This window comes from Arthrobacter sp. RIT-PI-e, from assembly GCF_001187915.1.
Lineage (GTDB): Bacteria > Actinomycetota > Actinomycetes > Actinomycetales > Micrococcaceae > Arthrobacter_D.
In genome coordinates this window covers 87958-108867 of the sequence record NZ_LGIU01000085.1, presented here as the reverse complement: position 1 = coordinate 108867, position 20910 = coordinate 87958, and the positions used below count along the sequence as shown (strand labels likewise).

Annotated in this window: 22 protein-coding genes and 1 riboswitch; of the genes, 13 read left to right on the top strand and 9 right to left on the bottom strand. The window is 70.0% G+C overall.

Features of this window, described 5'->3' with window-relative positions; genetic code table 11:
- Positions 1-25: 25 nt before the first annotated feature.
- The 3 genes from AC792_RS12390 to AC792_RS12380 are packed head-to-tail and all read right to left on the bottom strand — an operon-like array spanning position 26 to position 2830.
- The gene (locus AC792_RS12390; RefSeq protein ID WP_049830857.1) at positions 26-1534 is read right to left on the bottom strand and encodes a DUF6297 family protein; all 1509 of its coding nucleotides are present in this window, start codon (positions 1532-1534) and stop codon (positions 26-28) included.
- A gap of 39 nt (positions 1535-1573) precedes the next feature.
- Positions 1574-2263 (bottom strand): ABC transporter ATP-binding protein, encoded by a 690-nt coding sequence (locus AC792_RS12385; protein WP_049830810.1) that lies wholly within the window; start codon positions 2261-2263, stop codon positions 1574-1576.
- Between the two features lie 9 nt (positions 2264-2272).
- Complete coding sequence (locus AC792_RS12380; protein ID WP_049830809.1) at positions 2273-2830, bottom strand: hypothetical protein; 558 nt, start codon at positions 2828-2830, stop codon at positions 2273-2275.
- 260 nt (positions 2831-3090) lie between these two features.
- On the opposite strand from AC792_RS12380, the gene AC792_RS12375 reads away from it, so the two are divergent.
- Positions 3091-3333 (top strand): hypothetical protein, encoded by a 243-nt coding sequence (locus AC792_RS12375; RefSeq protein ID WP_049830808.1) that lies wholly within the window; start codon positions 3091-3093, stop codon positions 3331-3333.
- 176 nt (positions 3334-3509) lie between these two features.
- Here the strand turns inward: AC792_RS12375 and AC792_RS12370 are convergent, their stop codons facing one another.
- Positions 3510-5081 (bottom strand): AbgT family transporter, encoded by a 1572-nt coding sequence (locus AC792_RS12370; RefSeq protein ID WP_049830807.1) that lies wholly within the window; start codon positions 5079-5081, stop codon positions 3510-3512.
- A gap of 54 nt (positions 5082-5135) precedes the next feature.
- Positions 5136-6455: an amidohydrolase gene (locus tag AC792_RS12365; protein WP_049830806.1), complete on the bottom strand. Its 1320-nt coding sequence runs from the start codon at positions 6453-6455 to the stop codon at positions 5136-5138.
- A 182-nt stretch (positions 6456-6637) separates the two neighbouring features.
- Between AC792_RS12365 and AC792_RS12360 the strand changes: the two genes are divergently transcribed.
- Positions 6638-6859 carry a hypothetical protein gene (locus tag AC792_RS12360; protein ID WP_049830805.1) on the top strand — a complete coding sequence of 74 codons (222 nt, stop codon included), beginning with the start codon at positions 6638-6640 and terminating at the stop codon, positions 6857-6859.
- A gap of 46 nt (positions 6860-6905) precedes the next feature.
- On the opposite strand, the gene AC792_RS12355 is transcribed toward AC792_RS12360, so the two are convergent.
- Positions 6906-7703, bottom strand: a complete 798-nt coding sequence (locus tag AC792_RS12355) for a GAF domain-containing protein (protein WP_049830804.1) — start codon at positions 7701-7703, stop codon at positions 6906-6908.
- A 286-nt stretch (positions 7704-7989) separates the two neighbouring features.
- On the opposite strand from AC792_RS12355, the gene AC792_RS12350 reads away from it, so the two are divergent.
- From AC792_RS12350 to AC792_RS12315, 8 genes are all read left to right on the top strand, one after another.
- The gene (locus tag AC792_RS12350; protein ID WP_235436710.1) at positions 7990-8700 is read left to right on the top strand and encodes an EAL domain-containing protein; all 711 of its coding nucleotides are present in this window, start codon (positions 7990-7992) and stop codon (positions 8698-8700) included.
- 136 nt (positions 8701-8836) lie between these two features.
- Positions 8837-10474, top strand: coding sequence for an ABC-F family ATP-binding cassette domain-containing protein (locus AC792_RS12345; RefSeq protein WP_049830856.1), 1638 nt, complete (start codon positions 8837-8839; stop codon positions 10472-10474).
- 67 nt (positions 10475-10541) lie between these two features.
- On the top strand, positions 10542-11198 hold the full coding sequence (locus tag AC792_RS12340; RefSeq protein WP_049830802.1) for a hypothetical protein: 657 nt from the start codon (positions 10542-10544) through the stop codon (positions 11196-11198).
- 114 nt (positions 11199-11312) lie between these two features.
- Positions 11313-11377: riboswitch (guanidine-III (ykkC-III) riboswitch) on the top strand.
- 10 nt (positions 11378-11387) lie between these two features.
- Positions 11388-11702 carry a DMT family transporter gene (locus AC792_RS12335; RefSeq protein ID WP_049830801.1) on the top strand — a complete coding sequence of 105 codons (315 nt, stop codon included), beginning with the start codon at positions 11388-11390 and terminating at the stop codon, positions 11700-11702.
- A 131-nt stretch (positions 11703-11833) separates the two neighbouring features.
- Complete coding sequence (locus tag AC792_RS12330) at positions 11834-12343, top strand: hypothetical protein (RefSeq protein ID WP_049830800.1); 510 nt, start codon at positions 11834-11836, stop codon at positions 12341-12343.
- A gap of 93 nt (positions 12344-12436) precedes the next feature.
- Positions 12437-13576: an alcohol dehydrogenase catalytic domain-containing protein gene (locus tag AC792_RS12325; RefSeq protein WP_049830855.1), complete on the top strand. Its 1140-nt coding sequence runs from the start codon at positions 12437-12439 to the stop codon at positions 13574-13576.
- Between the two features lie 53 nt (positions 13577-13629).
- Positions 13630-14493 carry an aldo/keto reductase gene (locus AC792_RS12320; RefSeq protein WP_049830799.1) on the top strand — a complete coding sequence of 288 codons (864 nt, stop codon included), beginning with the start codon at positions 13630-13632 and terminating at the stop codon, positions 14491-14493.
- A 114-nt stretch (positions 14494-14607) separates the two neighbouring features.
- Positions 14608-15306, top strand: a complete 699-nt coding sequence (locus AC792_RS12315) for an SDR family oxidoreductase (protein ID WP_049830798.1) — start codon at positions 14608-14610, stop codon at positions 15304-15306.
- Positions 15307-15330: 24 nt separating this feature from the next.
- Here the strand turns inward: AC792_RS12315 and AC792_RS12310 are convergent, their stop codons facing one another.
- Together AC792_RS12310 and AC792_RS12305 are read right to left on the bottom strand one after the other, a co-directional pair.
- Entirely contained in the window at positions 15331-15972 is a 642-nt protein-coding gene (locus AC792_RS12310) for a vitamin K epoxide reductase family protein (RefSeq protein WP_049830797.1), read from the bottom strand.
- 28 nt (positions 15973-16000) lie between these two features.
- The gene (locus AC792_RS12305; protein ID WP_082177708.1) at positions 16001-16708 is read right to left on the bottom strand and encodes a DsbA family protein; all 708 of its coding nucleotides are present in this window, start codon (positions 16706-16708) and stop codon (positions 16001-16003) included.
- Positions 16709-16953: 245 nt separating this feature from the next.
- Between AC792_RS12305 and AC792_RS12300 the strand changes: the two genes are divergently transcribed.
- The 3 genes from AC792_RS12300 to AC792_RS12290 all read left to right on the top strand — a co-directional run bounded on the left by AC792_RS12300 (position 16954) and on the right by AC792_RS12290 (position 20090).
- On the top strand, positions 16954-17397 hold the full coding sequence (locus tag AC792_RS12300; RefSeq protein ID WP_049830796.1) for an ArsR/SmtB family transcription factor: 444 nt from the start codon (positions 16954-16956) through the stop codon (positions 17395-17397).
- Complete coding sequence (locus tag AC792_RS12295; protein ID WP_049830795.1) at positions 17394-18308, top strand: cation diffusion facilitator family transporter; 915 nt, start codon at positions 17394-17396, stop codon at positions 18306-18308. The genes AC792_RS12300 and AC792_RS12295 overlap by 4 nt, the downstream gene beginning before the upstream one ends.
- A 456-nt stretch (positions 18309-18764) precedes the next feature.
- The gene (locus AC792_RS12290) at positions 18765-20090 is read left to right on the top strand and encodes an MFS transporter (protein WP_049830794.1); all 1326 of its coding nucleotides are present in this window, start codon (positions 18765-18767) and stop codon (positions 20088-20090) included.
- A gap of 201 nt (positions 20091-20291) precedes the next feature.
- Here the strand turns inward: AC792_RS12290 and AC792_RS12285 are convergent, their stop codons facing one another.
- Positions 20292-20828 (bottom strand): VanZ family protein, encoded by a 537-nt coding sequence (locus AC792_RS12285; RefSeq protein WP_049830793.1) that lies wholly within the window; start codon positions 20826-20828, stop codon positions 20292-20294.
- Positions 20829-20910 lie beyond the last annotated feature (82 nt).

Here is a 20910-nt window from a genome sequence, read left to right as displayed (position 1 = left end):
GCACCGGATGCCGGAGCGCGGCGCCTCAGTCCTGCGCGCAGACGACGACGACGATCGCGCTCGCCACGAGCTGCGCGAGGAGCAGCACCCCGGTGACGTCCCCGAGGTACAGGGCGATCAGCAGGGGGACCAGCGCGAGGATCGTCATGTCGATCCCCCGGAGCAGGGTGCCCAGTTGTTCACTCGGCACCGGCCCGAAGGGGGTGTCCAGGAGCGGCCGCGTCCAGTCCGTCGGAGGGCGTGAGGCCGCCCGGACCACCCCGGCCCCCGTGCCGATGCCCGCCGTCGCTCCGAGCAGGATCAATGACGGTCCTGCCGCCCCCAGCAGTGCGAGGGCGGCCGTCAGCACGCCCAGCCAGGCGGACATCGCCAGCGCGGGCGCGAGGACCCTGCTGCAGCGTACGAGCGACGGGGCGAGCGGGATGAGGGCGTCGAGTTCCGGGACGATCGCCGTCCTGCGCGCCACCGTCCCGAACCCCGACGCCGTGGCGGAGCCGGCCACGGCGATCACCGCGAGGTTCAGCAGCACCGGCAGGGCGGGCTCCACGAGCACGGGAGCGATGCAGACCAGCAACCAGGCGAGCGGGCCGATCGGCCTCGGCTGCACCCGGAGGAAGGCCACCACGTCCGCACGCACCAGTGCGGTGAAGGGTCCGCGGACCGCCCCGGCGTAGAAGCGGGCCGACCGTCCGGCCGCAGCGGGGCGGGCACTCGCCGCCAGGGCCCTCGCCAGTTCGTTCGTGTCCAGAAAGAAGAGGGACGCACCCACGCGCCCGGAGACCGCTCCCCCTCTCACCAGCTCGGCACCGGGGATCGTGGCCACCCGGGAGCCCACGTACACCACCAGCGCCCCTGCGCCCAGGACGGCGACCAGCAGGGGTACCGGGTGCGCGAGGAACGGCAGGAGGGCCAGGGGTACGAGGCCCACCGCGCCCAGGACGCGCGCCCCCGGACCACGGGCGTACCCCAGTTGCAGGAGTGCCGCACCTCCGACGGCGATCACGGCACCTGCACCGAAGGTGGCGGCCGCGAGCAGCTGGGCTCCCAGCGATCGTGTGCCGGCGGTGAGGAGGCCGAAGGGGACGTGGAGTGTTGAGGCCCCGACTCCCACGGTGGCGACCCGGCGGAGGAAACCCGGCAGGATCACGGGCCGGCGATCGACCGGCAGCGGCAACCACCAGGCGCCTTCCGCCTGCGCGACCGCCACCGGCCCGAGCTTGCGGGCCGTGATTAGCACGCCCACGAGGGCCAGGTACGTGAGCCCTGACCACAGCACCCCCTGGGGCAGGACCTGCCACTGCTGGTCCACGAGACCGCCCTCGGCCAGGCTCCGCGCCACGAGTTCCTCACGGAGCGCCAGCACGAAGGACACCACCACGGCCAGCACGCACGCGAGGGCGAGCACCGTGGAGTACAGGTCCACGACCACGTCCACCACGGACGTCCGCTCGCGGGTGTGGCGCCGGGAGGAACGGCGCGTGAACCTCGCCAGGTCCCGCGCGAGCTCACGCCCGTCCGCCGCCGAGCCCGTCACGGGAAGCACCACAGCGGGCCGGTCACGCCGAGCACCGCGTCACGATGACCCCGCGATGATCACGGCCCCTTGCTCGGGACTCACCATGGTGGGAACCTCGTCGATCACCAGGCATCGCGAGGCGGTCCGCACCAGGAGCCGCGGATCGTGCGTCACCAGGAGCACCGCGCCGCCGTCATCCACGTGACCACGGATCCGTCCCGCCAGGGCATCGCGCATCACCGGATCGAGGCGCTGCTCCGGCTCGTCGAGGAGCAGGAGCGACGACGGACGGATCAGTCCCGCCGCCAGCAGCAGACGCCGGCGCTGCCCCGAGGACAGGGCGTCCGGGACGGCGTCCGCCCGGTCCGCCAAGCCGAAGAACCCGATCTCGTCGCGGACGCGTTCCTCCGGTGATGCGAGCGAGTGACCCCGGGCCACCAGCAGCAGGTGCTCCCGGACGGTGAGTGCGGGGAAGAAGACGTCCTCGTCGAACACGGTGGCCACCCGGCGCCGGAACAGGACGGCGTCGGGCAGTACGGGCAGGCCGTGGACGCGTGCCTCTCCCGACAGCGGGGGCTGCCGGCCGGCCAGGGTCTTGACCACGGTGGACTTCCCCGCACCGTTGCCGCCCACCACCGCGAGGACCTCGCCGGACCCCACGGTGAAGGAGACCTCCCCGCACACCGGTGCCCCCGCGTACCCCACGAGCAGCGCGTCCGCCTCGAGTACCGCCTCCCCCTCACCCATGCATCCACCCTAGAGGCCCGATGCGTCGGCCCCCGCAGCGCCTCCGGGGAAGCCCCCGATGCGATCCGGCAACGGAACCGCCAGGTGCTTGGTGCTCCTGACCTCGGCGGTTACGCTCGGAGCCGCGCGCCCGTCCCGGGAGCGTGTCAGGAGCAGGGGGATCATGCGGCGTGGTGTGAGCAGGCGGCCGGTGTCCGCGTGGGTGGTGTCCGGCGGACTCGTCGTGGCCCTGGTGGGTGCTGGACTGGTGGTGGGTACCGTGCAGTCTCGGGTGTCCACCTTCGGCTGGTTCGCGTACGCGCCCCTTCGACCCACCACCCTCACCTTCGGGGACGGAGAGCCCGGTGCGGGAGAGCTCTTCGGGTACTTCCTCGCCGCGGGCGGACTCCTGGTGCTGGGCTGGGGTGCCGGGTACCGGTGGAGCCCCCGCGCCTTCCGGCCACTTCTTCCCGGTTCCTCCCGCACGGCGCGGATCACGGTCCTGGTGCTCGCCGGGTGCGCGTCGCTCTCGATACTGGCAGGCGGGGCGATGCTCCTCGGCTCACCGGCGTCCTCCCGCGTGATCACCCCACCGACGCCTCCTGAGGTGGGCGTCGCGTACTCCTCCACCCTGGAACTCGCCTTCGACGCGACTTCCGAACCGCTGCTGCTACCCGGCTTCGGCCTCCTGCTGGGCGGGCTGCTGGTGAGTTCGACGGCGCTCGGTCACCGGGCAGGTCGGCCGCGGGTGCAGGACGGACCCGCGGCCGATGGCGGTGCCGGTCATGCCGGACCGGATACCGGCTCAGGACCCGTGACCCGGCGCCGGGTCACGGGACGGAACCGCGATGAACCGCCGTCGCCTACGGCTCGTGGTGTTCACCGGTGCCGCGTGCATCGCCGTCGGACTTCTGATCGCCGTCCTGGCCGGGCTGCCCGCCACTGCGCCGGCCGGTCCCGCCCGCTACACCGAAGCCTTCGAGGAGGAACCGTCCCGCGTGCTGGGGTGGTTGTTGCTCGTGGGAGGCCTTGCCCTGGCCTCGGGGCTGCTCGGATACCTCCTCGGTGCGCGTCATCGCCCGGTTCCCTGAGCCACCCGCTGACCCTCATCGGAGCGATTACCCGGTCGTCGAGTCGGCGGACAGGATCGACCGCATGAGTGACGACGGCGTGATCCTGGCCGAGGACGCCGCGGCCGCGAAGGACTGACGACGGCGCCTCCGGTACGGGGTCCGGACGCTCGGCCAGGACACGTCGCGACACGGCCCTACCGGTCGAGGAAGATCCCGTTGCCGGGGCCCATCGGCAGGTCGAGGAAGAAGAAGACCGAGAGGATCGCCGTCCAGGCCAGCCAGAACGGCACCACGAACGGGAGCATCCGCGCCATCAGCGTGCCGAGACCCGCGTCCGGCTCGTACTTCCGCAGCATGGTCAGCAGCACGATCATGTACGGGTTCAGCGGGGTGATGACCTGCGTGGCGGAATCCCCTACGCGGAACGCGCCCTGGATGAATGCCGGCTCGTACCCGAGCAGCACGAACAGGGGGACGAACACGGCGGCCATGAGCGTCCACATGGAGGACCCCGAGACGATGAACAGGTTCAGCACGGACGCCAGCAGGATGAACGCGAGGATCGCCGGGTACCCGGTCAGGCCGATGGCCTCGAGCCCCGTGGCACCCGCGACGGCGATCCAGGAGCCGATGCCGGACCAGTTGAACAGGGCGATGAACTGCCCGAGGATGAACGCCAGCACCAGGAATCCCGCCATGTCCTTGATGGCCTCGCCCATGACCCGCGGGACGTCGCGCCCCGTGGTGATGGTGCCGACGATCCGCCCGTACACGAGCCCCGGGACGATGAAGAGCAGGAACACGATGAAGACGATCGAGCTGAGCAGGGGCGAGCGCGGGAGGAATCCACCGGTCTCGTTGCGCCAGGGCGAGTCGGGGAGGATCACGGCGACGAGGATCACGAGCGCGACGACGGCGCCCACCACCACGGACCAGCGCAGGCCGCGGGCCTCCACCGGTGCGAGCTCGGCAGTGCGCACCACGGATGCGGGGGCCTGCTCGCCGTCCTCGACGGTCTCGTCCACCGGGACGCCCTGCCGGTCCAGGCGCGGCTCCAGCACCTTGTCGATGATGAATCCGGCGAGGAGGATCAGCACCACCGAGGAGGCGATGTTGAAGTAGTAGTTGGAGAGCGGGGTGACGGGGGCGCCCGGGTCTGGCAGGTTCTCGGTGACCGCCGTCGTGATCCCGGCGAACAGGGCGTCGAGACTGGTGACCAGCAGATTCGTGGAGTAGCCGGCACCGGCGGCTGCGAAGCCGCCGAGCAGCCCGGCCACCGGGTGACGCCCCGCGGCCTTGAACACGAGTGCGGCGAGCGGCGGGATGACCACGAACGCGGAGTCGGACATGACGGACCCGACCACCCCCACGAAGCCGACCGCGTAGGGCAGGGCCCAGCGGGGCGCGGACCCGAAGACGCGGCGGATGAGCGCACCGAGCAGCCCCGACTTCTCGGCGACCCCCACTGCGAGGAGGATGGGCAGCACGGTGGCCAGGGGCGGGAACCCGAGGTAGTTGGCGCCGATGTTCTCCGTCAGCCAGGCCACCCCCTCCCCCGTGAACAGACCCCGGATCACCGTGGCCTCCTCGGCTCCCGGGACCTGCACGGTCACGTCCGCGAGGGCCATGCCGGTGGTGACGACGGCGGTGACGGCGAACAGGATGACGAAGAGCATGAACGGGTCGGGCAGCTTGTTGCCGATGCGCTCCACCCCGGTGAGGAAGCGGTCGGCCGGACCCGGGCGTCGTGCGGCGGTGGGAGCCATGCGTTCTCCTCGGAGTGGATGCTGCTGGAACGGACCGGTGCCGGGCCGGAGTGGTCAGGCGAAGTAGGAGGGCACGTCGATCGGCCCGCCCTGGGCCTGGAACTCGGCGTGCACGGCCTCACGCAGGGGCGCGTCGAGGAGGTAGTCGAGGGCGGTGAGCGCGAGCCCCACGGCGCCGTCCACCGCTGCGGACTCCGCCGCCCCGCTCGCGGCGGCGACGGCGAACTCCCGCGTGTGCAGGGCGGTGGCGGGATCGGCGATGCGGATCAGCGGGTGGATCCCCGGGATGCGGTAGCTGACGTTCCCGAAGTCGGTGGACGCCGCGAGGGTCTCCGACACGACGCCGAGCGGCAACGGGGACCTCCCGCGCCGCTGCTGGGCTGCCACCCACCGCCCGGTGAGCGCGGTGTTGGTGCGGATGGGCAGTGACGGCGGGTACTCGTCCCACTGCAGCTCCACACCTGTCCCGGTCATGAGTGCGGCCCCGCGGGCCACGTCCTCGAGCCGCGCACTGAGATCCTTGAGCGTGGCCGGTTGCCGCGAACGCGCGTACAGCTTCATCACGGCCCGGCCGGGGATGATGTTGGGGCTCTGGCCCCCGTCCGTGATGTTCGCGTGCACGCGGTCCGACGGCGGGAGCTGCTGGCGCAGCAGCCCGATGCCCTGGTAGGCGAGGCTCACGGCGTCGAGCGCGTTCCGTCCCATGAACGGTTGGGCGGAGGCGTGGGCCTCCACGCCCGTGAAGGTGAGGGTGAGCAGGCGTCGGCCCAGCCACACCTGGTCGGCGAGGTCGTAGCCGTAGGGGTGCACCATGATCGCGGCATCCACGTCCTCGAAGGCCCCGTTGCGCGCCATGACCTCCTTGCCGGAGTGGCCCTCCTCCGCCGGGGTGCCGAGGAGCACCACGCGGCCGGGCAGCCGGTCCGCGACGGCGGCCAGCGCGAGGAACGCCCCCAGTCCCGCCGCCGCGATCACGTTGTGCCCGCAGGCGTGCCCGATCCCGGGCAGGGCGTCGTACTCGGCGAGGATCGCGATGGTGGGACCCCGGTCCGCACCGCCGGTCTCCGCCCGCACGGAGGTCTCGACGCCGTGCACTCCGAGCCGGGCGTCGATCCCGTGCCGTGCGAGCTCCTGGTGCAGGAGCATCGCGCTGTGATGCTCCTCGAACGCCGTCTCCGGGTGGGCGTGGAGGTGCTGCACCACGTGCCGGAGGCGGTCGCCGAGGTCCTCCGCACCGCGCTCGACGTCGTCGGCCAGGTCCGAGGGCGCACCGCCGAAGGGTGAGGCCTCCGGAGCAGCCCCGGCGACGAGGGTTCGCGTGCGTTCCTCGATGGCCCCGGCATAGGCGCGGTCCGGCTCGGTGGGGTGGCTCATGCGAGTAGCTTAGGCAACGATCAGGCTGCTGGGCAGACCCCGCGGGCGCTCCTGACGTCTCCTCCTGCGCGGGGTGCGGAAAGATAATGTGCCCGAAATATCCCGGCAACACCGCTCCCGAATCATGAAGTGGTCGCCGGCCCTACCCTGGCCGGCGGACCCCGAACCACGAGGAGCATCCGATGACCGCCGTCGCCACCCCCGCCACCACCCGCATCCTGGACCTGGCCGCGCTGACCGAGGGCACCGTGGTGGAGGCCCGACGTCGCGGCCAGGTGTACTACCGCGGGCGGGTGGAGGACACGGTCCCCGCGCTCGGCATCCTCTGGATCCGCGACGACCTCGCCGGTCACCGCGCCCTCCTGGACCTGACCGAGTTCAGCATCTGGCACGTCGTCGACTGAACGGGTGGTCACCGGGACGGCGACGCTCCCCGGTGGTGCGGCCGGCCTAGGAACCGGTCGGTAGTTCGGCTTCGACATCGACGGCGAGTCGATGGAACGCCTGCTGGTCCTCGTGGGTGAAGGCACGAGGACGTTGATCCGCCAGGCAGATGATGCCGACCACCCAGTGGCCGGGCCCGCGGAGTGGATGACCGGCGTAGAAGCGGAGGTGGGGCTCCTCCGCGACGAGGGGATGGTCCCTGAAGCGCTCGTCGGTCAGGGTGTCGGGCACCACCAGCGGACCCCCGCCATGGAGGGTGGCCGTGCAGAACGCGATACTGCGGGGTAGGTCCTGCTCGAGCGAGCCGATCACGGACTTGAGGAACATGCGCCGGTCGCCGACGAGGATGACGAAGGCGGTGCCGACCCCGAATTCCGTGACCGCCTGCCGGGTGAAACGGTCGAACCGGGACTCCGGCTCGGTACCGAGCAGGCCGGTGCGCTCCAGGGCGTGGAGCCATTCCATCCCGATCTGCTCCGGCGCGAGGAGGAAGGCACCCGCCGCTCCCAATCCCTTCCACGGGTCCTCGCCCGTCTCGTCGGGCTCGTCCTCGCGGCTCTGCGGGATCCGCGTGGTCACCGCCGTCTGCTTCAGGAGGGAGTTGCAGGCATCGGCGAGCAGGTCCCGCTCGAAGGCCGGGAGGAGGATCGCCGCGTTGAGGAACGCCTCGAGCTCGAACTGCGTCGCCTTGCCGCCGAGCGCGCAGTACTCGATCCACAACTCCCCCGGGCTCAGGGATGCCTCCTGCAGCGCTGTCCGCAGCACCCCGCCCTGCACGCGTCCGTCCACGAGTTCCGCCTCCACAGTGTCACGGTCCCGGCCACCGCCAGCAGTTCCGATCCTTCGTGCTGCACCGCTGCAGCACGAATACTCAGTACGCTTACTGTAGCCGCACGGTGGCAGACCCGTCACTGGTCCCGTTCCCGCGGTCCGCCACCCGCCCGCCGAGGTTCTCGAGCGAACTCCTGTGTCCTCGGTGCAGGGATACTCGACCTCGGTGTTCTATCGTGGATGGGACGTACTGAGGGGATACATCGGCATGACATGTGACGGATGTTCGGCGTCGTCGGCACTCGACTTCGATTTCAGCATGGCCTTCCAACCGATCTACGACGCCGGCGGGGATCGCGTCTGGGGCTACGAGGCGCTGGTCAGAGGGCTGTCGGGAGAGGGTGCCTTCGAGGTCCTCGCGAAGGTCTCACCGGCGCAGAAGTACCGCTTCGACCAGGACTGCCGGGTCAAGGCCATCGAACTGGCGGCGCGGCTGTTCCCCGCAGGTGAGGATCTGAGACTCTCCATCAATTTCATGCCCGGGGCGGTCTACGAACCGGCCGCGTGTCTGCGGGCCACCCTGCGTGCCGCCGCGCGGCACAGTTTCCCGACGTCGTCCATCATGTTCGAGTTCACGGAGAACGAGGAGATCGCGGACACCCATCATCTCGAGAGGATCATCACCGAGTACCGGAAGCACGGTTTCACCACCGCCGTGGACGACTTCGGTGCGGGCCACGCGGGGCTGGGACTGCTGGTGGACTTCCAACCCGATCTGCTCAAGATCGACATGAAGCTCATCCGCGGGGTGGACTCCAGCCCCGCCCGCCGGGCCGTGATCGCCGGCATCGTGCACATCGCCCGGGAGCTCGGCGTCACGGTGCTCGCGGAGGGCATCGAGACCGAGGCGGAGTTCCGGTTCCTCGCGGGACAGGGCATCCGACTGTTCCAGGGCTACTGGTTCGCGGAACCGGCTTTCGAGGAACTCCCACGGCTCCACCTGCCCTCGTCGCCGGCCGCCGCTTCCTGAGCGTCCTGCCCGCCGGAGGACCGCGCAGGCCATGATGCGACATACGGTGGCTCCCGCACCCGCCGAACTCTTCGGCACAGAGGGCGCGAACCCGGTGCATCATGGCGCGCGGGAGCGCCCCTTCTACACTGAGGGCATGACTGCAACCCTCGTGGCGAAGGACCTGTCCGGGGGACACGCCCACCGCACCCTGTTCTCGAAACTGGACCTCACGGTGGCCCCGGGCGACGTCGTGGGAGTGGTGGGCGCCAACGGCGCCGGGAAGACCACCCTCCTGCGCCTGCTCGCCGGCCCGGACACCCCGCCGGCCGGCAGTGTGCGCGCCACGCCACCGGGGGCCTTCGTGGGCTGGCTGCCGCAGGAGCACGAGCGGATCGGGGGCGAGACCGTGGCCGGCTACCTCGGCCGCCGGACCGGGACGACGGCGGCCACCGAGGCCATGGAGGACACCGCGGCGTCCCTCGGGTCCGGGGACAGGGGCGCCGACGACGCCTATGCCGCGGCCCTGGACCACTGGATGGCCTCGGGTGCCGTGGACATCGAGGAGCGCATCCCCGCCGTCCTCGCCGACGTGGCCTACGGCATCGATCCGGGGACCCTCACGAGCTCCCTCTCCGGCGGGCAGCTGGCGCGTGTGGCCCTCGCCGTCCTGCTGCTGAGCCGGTTCGACGTGGTGCTCCTCGACGAGCCCACCAACGATCTCGACCTCGCCGGGCTGGAACGCCTGGAGACCTTCATCCAGGGTCTGCGCGGCGGCGTGGTGCTCGTCTCCCACGATCGCGAGTTCCTGGCACGCTGCGTCACCACCGTCGTCGAACTGGACCTCGCGCAGAACCGGGTGGCCGTGTACGACGGCGGGTACGACGCCTTCCTGGAGGAGCGCGCCGTCGCCCGGAGGCACGCCCGTGAGGCCTACGAGGAGTACGCGGAGAAGAAGCAGGATCTCGTGGGCCGGGCGAGGACCCAGCGCGAATGGAGCTCGCAGGGCGTCCGGAACGCCATGCGCAAGAGCCCGGACAACGACAAGATCCGCCGGAAGGCCAGCGCGGAGTCCTCCGAGAAGCAGGCGCAGAAGGTGCGCCAGATGGAATCGCGGATCGCGCGGCTGGACGAGGTGGAGGAACCCCGCAAGGAGTGGCAGCTGCAGTTCACCATTGGGTCCGCGCCGCGCTCCAGCTCGGTGGTGGCCACCCTGAACAACGCGTCCGCCGTGCAGGGGGACTTCACCCTCGGACCGGTCTCGGTGCAGGTCAACGCCGGGGACCGCATCGGGATCACCGGCCCCAACGGCGCCGGGAAGTCCACCCTCCTGCGGCTCCTGCTCGGCCACCAGGCACCCGACGACGGCGGAGCGGCCCTCGGTTCGAGCGTGGCGGTGGGTGAGATCGACCAGGCCCGCGGCCAGCTCGAGGACACCGTTCCCCTCGGCGCCGCCGTCGAGGCCCTGGTGCCGGAGCTGTCCCAGGGGGAGGTGCGCACCCTGCTGGCCAAGTTCGGGCTGAAGGCGGATCAGGTGCGCTCCCTGGTGGGGTCCCTCTCCCCCGGCGAGCGGACCCGCGCCGGGCTGGCACTCCTGCAGGCCCGCGGGGTGAACCTCCTCGTGCTGGACGAACCGACCAACCACCTGGACCTGCCCGCCATCGAGCAGCTGGAGGACGCGCTGGAGTCCTACACGGGAGCACTCCTGCTGGTCACCCACGACCGCCGCCTGCTGGAGAACGTGCGCCTGGACGAGCGCTGGGAGGTGGAGGACGGCCGGGTGAGGATCGGCTGAGCGGGTCCCATGATGTGTGATGTCATCCAAGGGTTGACGTATCACCACCTCAGGTTAGTCTTGGCAGATGGATGATCCCGGCAAGGAGCCCCTCGAGGCCCTCACCGGGCTGATCCGCGAAGCAGAAGCGGCCGCAGGATCCGCAGACCGCCTCGAGGATGTCCGGCTCGCCCGGCGCCTGGAGGATGCCGCGGAACGGCACCTCATCAGGACCGTGGCCGTCGCACGCGCCCACGGGGTTCCCTGGCAGGCCATCGGCGACGTCTACGGCATCTCCCGACAGGCCGCCTTCAAACGCTTCGGAACCACCCCGCCGGACAACCCAGGAGCAGACATCGTGACCCGACCACTCATCGATCTCCAGGAACGCACCGAACAGGTCTTCGCACTCCTCAGCACCGGTGACTACGCAGCGGTGAAGGCGATGATGACCTTCTCCACCTCACGTGTCCTGACGAAGAAGAAGGTCATGGCCGTGTGGGATCAGGTCGTGAGCACCAGCGGTGCGTTCGAATCATGCTCGGAGACGCGACTCCAGACCGCGGACGGACGCAATGTGGTGCTCCGCCACATCAATCAGTACCTCTCCGGCGGCTTGGTAGGCCAGACCCGGCTCGAGCACGAAGCGGGTGATTGGGTGGGGCGTGTGGCGTTCAACGGGACCGGCAAGATCACCGGGATGCTGATCGTGCACCCCCTCGAGGCGGACAACCTGCCCTTCTGACCACAGCGGCGGACCTCGTCCCGCCGACCTCCGAGCACCATGCCGAGGAGGCGGAGGGCGCACACCGCCCTGCCGGACGAGAGGTGCTGCACCCCGTCCCGTGACACCATGGGGGCAGAGGCGTGCATCGCCTTCCGGACGAGGGGTGCCGTACCCGGTGAGCGACAAGACGGCCCGTAGGAGCAGAACATGGCCTGGCTCGTCCTCATCGTCTCAGGGGTCCTCGAAGCGGTGTGGGCCACGGCCCTCGGGAGGTCGGAGGGCTTCAGCCGGCTCGGCCCCACCCTGGTGTTCGCCGTCAGCGTGGTGGCCAGCATGGTGGGTCTCGCCTACGCCATGCGGGAGCTGCCCACCGGGACGGCCTACGCGGTGTGGGTGGGGATCGGAGCCTCGTTGACGGTGGTCTACGCCATGCTCACCGGCACGGAACCGGCATCCCTGCTGAAGATCGTGTGCCTCCTGATGATCGTGGGCGGCGTGATCGGCCTCAAGCTCGCGCACTGACCTCCCCGCGGTGTCCTGACGTACACCTGCTCTCCTTGCGGCAAAACTGAGTGAAGTCACCCGTTTGGCTTGAAGTGCGCGCGGCAGGATCGAAGAGGCTCAGCAGAGCCATCGACGAGGAGTTGAGCACCATGCAGAACGAGGACACGCTGACGGCGATGGAGTTCGCAGGCCTTTCGAGCTACGAGACGTGGCTGCACTACTGCAATGCCGGTGGCTGCACCGCCTACTTCGAGTTCAAGGCCTACCTCTACTGCGGTCTGGGCCTCGAGCCGCAGGACGCGGACCTCGTCTCCCAGGCGGTCAACGAGCTCATCGACGACGTCTGCGCCCCCGAGGAGCTGGACATCTGCCGCGCCCCCTACTCCTGGGCCGTGGAGTCGGGGTTCGACCCCGGGGACCTCCCCGGCGAGGACGTCCCCGGCGAGGAGAACCCCACCTGCGAGATCCGTACCATCGGTGACGAGCTGCTGACACCGCGCTCCACCGCCACCTTCGGGTCCCGCTTCCTCTCCGGGCCGGACGGCACTCCCCTGCCCGGATGCCCCGGGATCCCCCTCCCGCCGGGCACCACCGTGGAACTGCTCGGCGAGATCATGGACAGCGGCGTCATCGCCCGCATCTCGAGCGACCTGAACTGACGCACACCTGATCTCCGGGACCGTACCGCCCGCCGTCCCGCTTAGACTGGCTCCGCCACCACCCCGTCCCCGGAGGATGCCATGAGCCCGACGATGCGCGCCGCAGTACTCCGCTCCGCCGATGCCGGCTCTCCCTACGGGCGGAGCCGTCCGCTGGCGCTGGAACGGCTTCCCGTCCCCGCACCCCGTTCCGGCGAGGTGCTGGTCCGCATCGTGCGGGCGAGTCTCTGCCACTCGGACCTGTCCGTGATCGACGGCTCACGGGTCCGCCCGCTGCCGATGGTGCTCGGCCACGAGGCCACCGGGGTGATCGAGGGCGTCGGGGACGGCGTGGACGACGTCCGGACCGGCGACCACGTGGTGCTCGTGTTCGTCCCCGCGTGCGGCGCGTGCCGCGCGTGCTCGGCGGGGCGGCCCGCCCTCTGCTACCGCGGCGCCGAGTCCAACGGGAGCGGGGACCTGCTCCACGGCCCGGCACTGCTGCGGGGCCCGGACGGCGAGCGCATCAACCACCACCTCGGCGTCTCCGCCTTCGCCGAGTACGCCGTGGTGGCCCGCGAATCGGTGGTGGTGATCGACCGCGACGTCCCGTTCGACGTCGCCGCCATGTTCGGGTGCGCGGCCCTCACCGGCATCGGGGCGGTCCTGCGCACCGGCGCACTGCAGGAGGACCAGTCCGTCGTCGTCCTCGGCCTGGGTGCGGTAGGGCTGATGTCCGTCATGGCGGCGGCTCAGGTCCGCGGATCCACGGTGATCGCGATCGATCCGCTGCCCGCCAAGCAGGAGCTCGCACTGCGCTGCGGTGCACAGCAGGTGGGCGCGCCCGACGACGCCGGGGAGCTGGTGGGGCGCCTCACCGACGGCGGCGCCGACGTCGTGGTCGAGGCGGCGGGCAGCGCCCGGGTGATGGAGGCCGGGCTCGGCCTGCTCGCACGCGGCGGGGCGCTCGTGTCCGTGGGGCTCCCGCACCCGGACCAGCAGCTGACCACCCAGGCACTGCAGTTCGCCGGGACGGGCAGGCGCCTGCTCGGCTCCTACATGGGCGACGCCGTGCCGGCGAGGGACATCCCGGCCTACCTGGACCTGTGGCGGAGCGGCGCCCTCCCGGTGGAGCTGCTGCACACGGACACCCGTCCGCTCGCCGACCTCAACGAGAGCCTCGACGCCCTGGCCGAGGGCAGCATAGTGCGGCGCGTCTTCGATCTGGAGCGGGACGAGGACACTCGCGGGTAAGTGCGAAGCATGCTTACCATGTGGGCAGCACGTCTACCCTAAGGAGTACGGCAATGCAGCAACGCACACTCGGCGGAACCCCGGTCAGCGCCCTCGGACTGGGCGGCATGCCCATGTCCATCGAGGGGCGCCCCGACGAGGACCGCTCCATCCGCACCATCCACGCAGCACTCGATGCCGGCGTCACGCTGATCGACACCGCCGACGCCTACCACCGCGACGCGAACGAGGTGGGTCACAACGAATCCCTCATCGCGAAGGCACTGGGCAGCTACGGCTCGGACAGCTCGCACGTCCTCGTGGCCACCAAGGGCGGTCACCTGCGCCCCGGCGACGGCTCGTGGACCAAGAACGGGCAGCCCGACTACCTGAAGGAAGCCGCCAAGGCCTCCCTGAAACGGCTCGGCGGCGACGCCATCGATCTCTACCAGTTCCACCGTCCGGACCCCGATGTCCCCTACGAGGAGTCCATCGGCGCGCTGAAGGACCTGCTGGACGAGGGCGTGATCCGCATGGCCGGCATCTCCAACGCCACCGTGGAGCAGATCAAGCAGGCCAATGAGATCCTCGGCGGCAAGCTGGTGTCCGTGCAGAACCAGTTCTCCCCGGCCTTCCGGTCCAGCGAGGACGAACTGCGCTACTGCGGCGAGAACGACATCGCCTTCCTGCCCTGGAGCCCGCTCGGCGGCATCGCGAAGGCGAGCGACCTCGGCGAGCAGTTCGTCCCGTTCAAGGAGGTGGCGGACAAGCACGGCGTGAGCCCGCAGCAGGTCTGCCTCGCCTGGGAACTGGCCCTCGCACCCACCGTGATCCCCATCCCCGGCGCCTCACGGCCCGAGAGCATCACCGACTCGGCGAAGGCCTCGGAGCTGACGCTCTCCGACGAGGAGATCAGCACCCTCTCCGGCACGGACTGACACTGCCCCGCCGGAGAACGCCCGCACCCCGCCTCGGGGGTGCGGGCGTTCCCGCACCCGGCCCTCCTCGTCGCAGCACCTCCGTGCGGGGAGTCCAGCGGCTAGGGTGAGGGCATGTCCTCCCTCCCCGTAGCGCTCGTCACCGGCGCCTCCCGCGGCATCGGCCGCGCCATCGCCGACGAACTGGCCGCCACGCACCACCTCCTCCTCGGCGGACGCGACCTCACCGCGCTCGCGGAGCTCTCGTCGTCGTTCCCCTCCGCCGAACCGTTCGCGGCGGAGCTGCGCGACGCCGGTCAGGTGGTGGCCGCCGTCGCGGGGATCCCGCGCCTCGACGTCCTGGTCCACTCCGCGGGGGTCCTCCGGATGGGTACGGTGACGGAGCTCTCCGACGACGCCTGGCGGGAGAGCTTCGAGGTCAACGTGTTCGCCGTCGCCTCCCTGACCCGGGCGCTCCTGCCGGCACTGCGCGCGGCAGGGGGTCAGGTGATCGCCATCAACAGCGGTTCCGGCTACAGCTCGGGAGCGGGTTCCGCGGTGTACAGCGGGACGAAGTTCGCGCTCCGGGCCCTCACGGACGCCCTGCGCGAGGAGGAGCGGCAGTACGGCGTCCGGGTCTGCTCGATCCACCCGGGGCGCGTGGCCACGGACATGCAGGAGGAGCTGCACGCCTTCGAGGGCAAGCAGTACCGGCCCGAGGCCTGGATCCAGCCGGACCAGGTGGCCAAGGCCGTGCGGCTGGCCGTGGACGCCACGCGGGAGTCCGCGATCGAGACCCTCAGCATCCGCCCGTCGGGCATCTCCCTGAGCTGATACCCCGGGGCGCCCTGGCTCAGCTCACACGAAGACGTGGAGGAAGCGGAAGAACACCGAGGCAGCGACGGCGATGAAGATGAGGGCGATGATCGGCCCCACCCAGGCCGTGAACCAGCGGGTGAACGCGGCGGGTGCGGGGATGACGCCGTGGGCCAGGTTCCGGGCGGTGGTCAGGACGGAGAGCGGGATCATGGCCGCCCAGACGACCATGCAGTAGAGGCAGAGGATGTAGATCTCGAAGAGCGCCTGGCTCCACAGCCAGATGGCGAACACGGAGCCGAGCGTCACCCCGATCTGCAACCCGGCCCAGTACCAGCGGCTGAACCGCGCGCCGGCGAGCAGCGCCATGCCGGTGGTGATGACGATCGTGAAGCCCACCAGCCCGAGGAACGGGTTGGGGAACCCGAAGAGCTCGGACTGCCAGGTCTTCATCACCTGACCGCAGGACACCCAGGGGTTGATGTCGCAGCTGGTGATGTGGTCCGGGTCCCGGTACAGCTCGAGCTTCTCGAGGATCAGGGTCCCGGCGGCCACCCACCCGGTGACCCCCGTGAGCACGAGCATCACGCCGAACGGGACCCGGCGCGCGAACGCCGGGACCGGTCCGCCGTCGTTCCCGGGTTCGGGGGTGAGGCCGGTGTCGTGGGCCGTGGTGTGTGCCATGGTGGTGTCCTTCGCCGTACGGGCGCGATCAGTCCGCGATCGCGGTGTCGATGAGGTCGTGGAACTCCTCGAGCGTGGCCGGCTGGATCCTCTCCCCGTCCAGGAAGAACGTGGGCGTGCCGCCCAGCTCCAGGTTCAGGGCGTCGTTCTTGTCCAGGTTCACCCGCTCCAGGGTGGCCGGGTCGGCGATCGCGGCGTCGTAGGCCGCCAGGTCCAGGCCGAGGTCCTCGGCGTACCCGCGGAACACCGGCGACCTGTCCTCGTTCGTGTGGCCCCACTCCGTCTGCTTCTGGTACATCACCGAGTGCATCTCCGCGAACCGGCCCTGCTGCGCGGCGGCTTCGACGGCGAGCGCCGAGGTCTCGGAATTGGGGTGCCCGGGCAAGGGGAAGTACCGGGCCACGACCGTCAGGTTCTCCCCGTACTCCGCGGCCAGGTTCTCGACCACGGGGTACGCTGCCAGGCACGCCTCGCACTCGAAGTCGAGGAACTCGACCAGCACGGCTTTCTCCTCGGGCGCCTGGGACAGCCGGTGGCTGTCGTCCCGGACGATCATCGCCCCGGAGGGGTCCTGGTCCGCGGCGCCGGCCGTCCCGGAGGAGCCGAGCGCGTTGACGATGATCACGATCCCCACCACGAGCGCGGCCAGGGCGAGCAGGCCGATGGTGACGCGGCTCTGCAGGCTCAGCCCCTTGCGCTCGGTCGTCTCGGCCGGCCGGGTGGCGGGGGATGTCACGGTGGTGTCTCCTCGTGCTGTGGCTCGCGCTGGAGCCGGCGGTGGCGTTCCGGTTCTCGTCCCAGTGTCCCAGCCGCATGGGCGGCAGGAGTACCCGGCGGCACGGGACCCTCGAGGTGCCAACGCACCGACCACGCGGGAAGTTTCCGCACGCAGGCACTCACGGGGTGCCCGGCCCGGACCCGTCGGCGCAGCGGCCCATCATCGACTGGTCTCTCATCGCCGAATGACGATAAGATCGCCGCGTGACGATCAATTACGACATGCATCAGCACGACGACGTCGCCCTGGTCTTCAGGGCGCTGGCGGAACCGGCGCGGTTGTCCCTGGTGCACTGCCTCGCGGACGGACCGCACCGCGTGGGGGAACTGTCCACCCACCTCGGCCTGGCCCAGTCCACGGTCTCAGCCCATCTCGCGGTCCTCAGGAGCGCGGGACTGGTCGCGGCGGCCCCCGACGGCCGGGCGACGCTGTACCGGCTGGCCCATCCCGGGCTCGATGATCTGCTGCACGCCGGGGAGCGGTTGCTCACCCCGGACGCCGGCGGTTCCCAGGACGACGGCGGGCCGCACGGCCACCACGCCGGACACCCCCTGCAGGACCGCGGACCGGGCACACTCGCGGAACCTGCAGGATCCGGACCGGCGCGCAGCACCTCCGATTCTTCCGCCACGGTGCGCGCGTCGTGAGCGGCCACTCCCATGGCGGTCACTCCCACGGGTTGACCGCCGGCGGCGCCCACCGGGGCCGGCTCGTCGCGGCCCTGGTCATCACCCTCAGCGTCATGGTGATCGAGGTGGTCGGCGCCCTCTTCTCGGGATCGCTGGCGCTGCTGGCCGACGCGGCGCACATGCTCAGCGACTCGGTGGGTCTGGGAATCGCCATCCTCGCCACCTGGCTCGCCGCCCGGCCCCCCACCGAGCGGCGGACCTTCGGATGGAAACGCGTGGAGGTCCTCGCCGCCCTGGTGAACGGGGTGATCGTCGCCGTCATCGGCGTGCTCATGCTCGTCGAAGGCACCAAACGGCTGATGTCCCCGGCCGACGTCGATGCCCCCGTCATGCTGGTGGCGGCGGTCCTGGGGCTGGCCGCCAACGTCGTCGCCCTGCGCCTCTTGTCCGGCGGCCAGAAGGAGAGCCTGAACGTACGGGGTGCCTACCTCGAGGTGCTCGGCGACATGCTGGGATCCATCGCGGTGATCGTCGCCGCCGTGGTCATCGCGCTCACCGGCTTCATGGCGGCGGACGGACTGGCAGGGATCGTCATCGGGTGTCTCATCCTCCCCCGCGCCTACGGTTTGCTCAGAGCCGTGGCCCTGGTGCTCCTGGAGGCGACACCCGCGGAGACCGATCTCGGTGAGCTCCGCCGGCACATGGAGGAGGTGGACGGCGTGGTCGAGGTCGAGGACCTGCACGCCTGGACCATCACCTCCGGATCCCCGGTGCTCACCGCGCACGTGCAGATCCACCCGCTCGCGTACGCGGACGGCAGCGCGCACCGCATCCTCACGGAGTTGAACGCCTGCATCGGGGAGCACTTCGACATCCGCCACTCCACCCTGCAGCTCGAGCCCGCCGGCGGACGCCACGACCACTGCTGAGGACTCGGCCGGCTCGGAGATGCGAGGCGTGGGAGGTCGGAGACCACCGCCACCTCCCGACGCGCCCATGGGTGAACTCGTTACTCTTAACAAGCGCAGCAGCACGCCGATCGAGGAGAAGGTTCTGCCACCCGAGCTCACTCCCCCATGATCAGAACACCGACCCGCATGGTGCCGAGAGGACTTCACCACTCAGCGGGACGTAACCACGCCCAAAGGAATTACCCTGTGCGTATGAATCAACCCTGACACCACCCACTGGGTGTACCCCGATGCCACACCCCGGAACTCTCGTGGCTGACCGGTGTACGGGTAGTCGTATCCAAGTATCTGCTCATGCCCGGCTGGGTACCATGTGGGAACTGCGGGCCGGAGGTCCGTGAACCGCGTGACTGACCGAGTAAGCGGTTGGAAGGGGGGCGAGGTCCGAGGGTGTCCACGCCACCGATTGTTCTCATGACAGGTATGAGGCTCCGTCGCAACGCTGCTTTCGTCCGGTTCTGGTCCGCGTCCACCGTCTCGGATTTCGGTACGTACATCACGACGGTCGCCCTGTCCGTCCTGGTCCTGGTGTCCCTGGAGGGCACAGCCCTGGATCAGGGTCTGGTCAACGCCGCACGGTGGGCACCGTATCTTCTCTTTGGGTTGCTCGCGGGCATCTGGGTCGACCGTTTCCGACGGCGCACGGTGCTGATCACCGGGGACTTCGGACGAGGACTGATCCTGGGGACGCTGTGCCTGCTCGGGGCTCTGGGGGTCCTGAACGTCCCGACCGTCATGGGCCTGATGTTCGGCTTCGGGACGCTGGCATTGATGAGTGATGCCGCGTACCAGTCCTTCCTCCCCAGACTGGTCCCCAGGCCTTTGCTCACGCGGGCGAACGCACGGTTGCAGCAAAGCGACACCGTCGCGCAAACCACCGGAAGCGCCATCGCCGGCGGTGTGGTCGCCGTGGTGACAGCTCCCTTCGCTCTCCTGCTCGGCGCGGTGACCCACGTCATCTCCGGGGCGGTCCTGGTGTCCCTGAAACACGCCGGAACCGACACGCCGCCCTCGCACGCCGAGGGTACCGTGTGCCGGAAGATCGGCGAGGGCCTGCGGTGGATCTACGGGCATCCCCGCCTGGCGCCCCTGGCGTGGTCCAGCCACACCTGGTTCATCGGTTCCGCGATGATGGGTGCGGTCCTACCCGTCCTGGTACTGAACGATCTGCGGATCGGTGCGGTAGGACTCGGGTTGGTGCTCACCGGTGCGGGAATCGGCTCCGTCGTCGGCACACTCATCTCGATACGTGCGGGTGAGCGGTGGGGCACTGGCAGGACGATGATCGCCGCCCGACTCATCCAGCCGGTAGCACTGGCCCTGATCGCCCTCGCCCCCCTGGTCGCTGCTACACACGGCCCACTGACCGAACAGCTCTACGACTCTCCTACCGAATGGCCGGCAGCACTCTGGGCCGGGTTCGCTGTCGCCGTGACAGGGCAGTTCGTCTTCTGGCTCTCGATGGGCGTCGAAGGCCCCTTGGACATGGGCTACTGGCAGGCAGTGACACCGGACAGGCTCATCGCCAGGATGAGCGCCACACGGCGCTCGATGAACCGGGGAATGATCGTCCTCGGCGCACCCCTCGGGGGCTTCATCGCCACCATCACCAGCTCATCCATCGCTCTCTGGACCGCCGCCGGGATCATGGTCATCTCGGCCTCGATACTGCTGTTCTCGAACTTCCGGACCGCGAACGTCGAGCACGATCAACTCACCGACGAGCAAGCCCCCATCTGACCGGCTGCATAACCGACTGCGAGGGAGTTCTTCCGCACTGATCGGACCGCCTGAATACCTGACCTGATCAGGGCTTGAAGTCCGGGGAACCCGAGGTTCTGACCCCCGCCAGTTGTGCGCAGGGCGTACCCGACGTAACAGATTCGGTGACGTTCCGGCCCTTGCTGCCGCACCTGCACGAGCAGGGCCGGTCGTGCAGCATCACGACCTTCCTGGAGGGACGGCAGTGGAGTTGCCGTCCCGGGCGGTGGTCGAGGGTGCGGTGCGCCGTTCGTCGAGGAGCAGGATCCCGGCGGCGACGAGAACCCCGATGGCCGCCCCCACGGTGTTCATGAACCAGTCATCGGTGTCGCAGGAGCGCCCCAGTCCGGGGGCGACGGCTTGGACGAGCTCGATGATCGCGGACAGCCCCGAGACCGCAGCGAACACGAGCAGGGGCCGCCGGAGGAGCAGTGCCGCGAAGAGCGCCAGGGGGATCAGCATCGCCAGGTTCGCCAGCGTCTCGATTCCCTGGAACGGGACGGAGAACTGGACGTAGCAGAAGGACTCCGGCTGCGCCGTCGAGGGTGAGAGCGTCAGAACCAGCGGCCCGAGGAGGCTGATGATCGTGAAAGCGGTCAGGACCTTGCGGGCCCTCATCCGGTGGAGGATCCACCCGAGAACGGACCCGACGGCGATGGCGACCCAGAAGAGGACACGCACGAGGTCGGGGTTCGAGGCGAGGACGGTGCTGATCATGGTGGTCCTTCGGAACCGGCGTGACGGAGATACGTACACAGAATAGAGTCGAGTTCGGGGTCGCAGGTCACGTCGGAGGAGA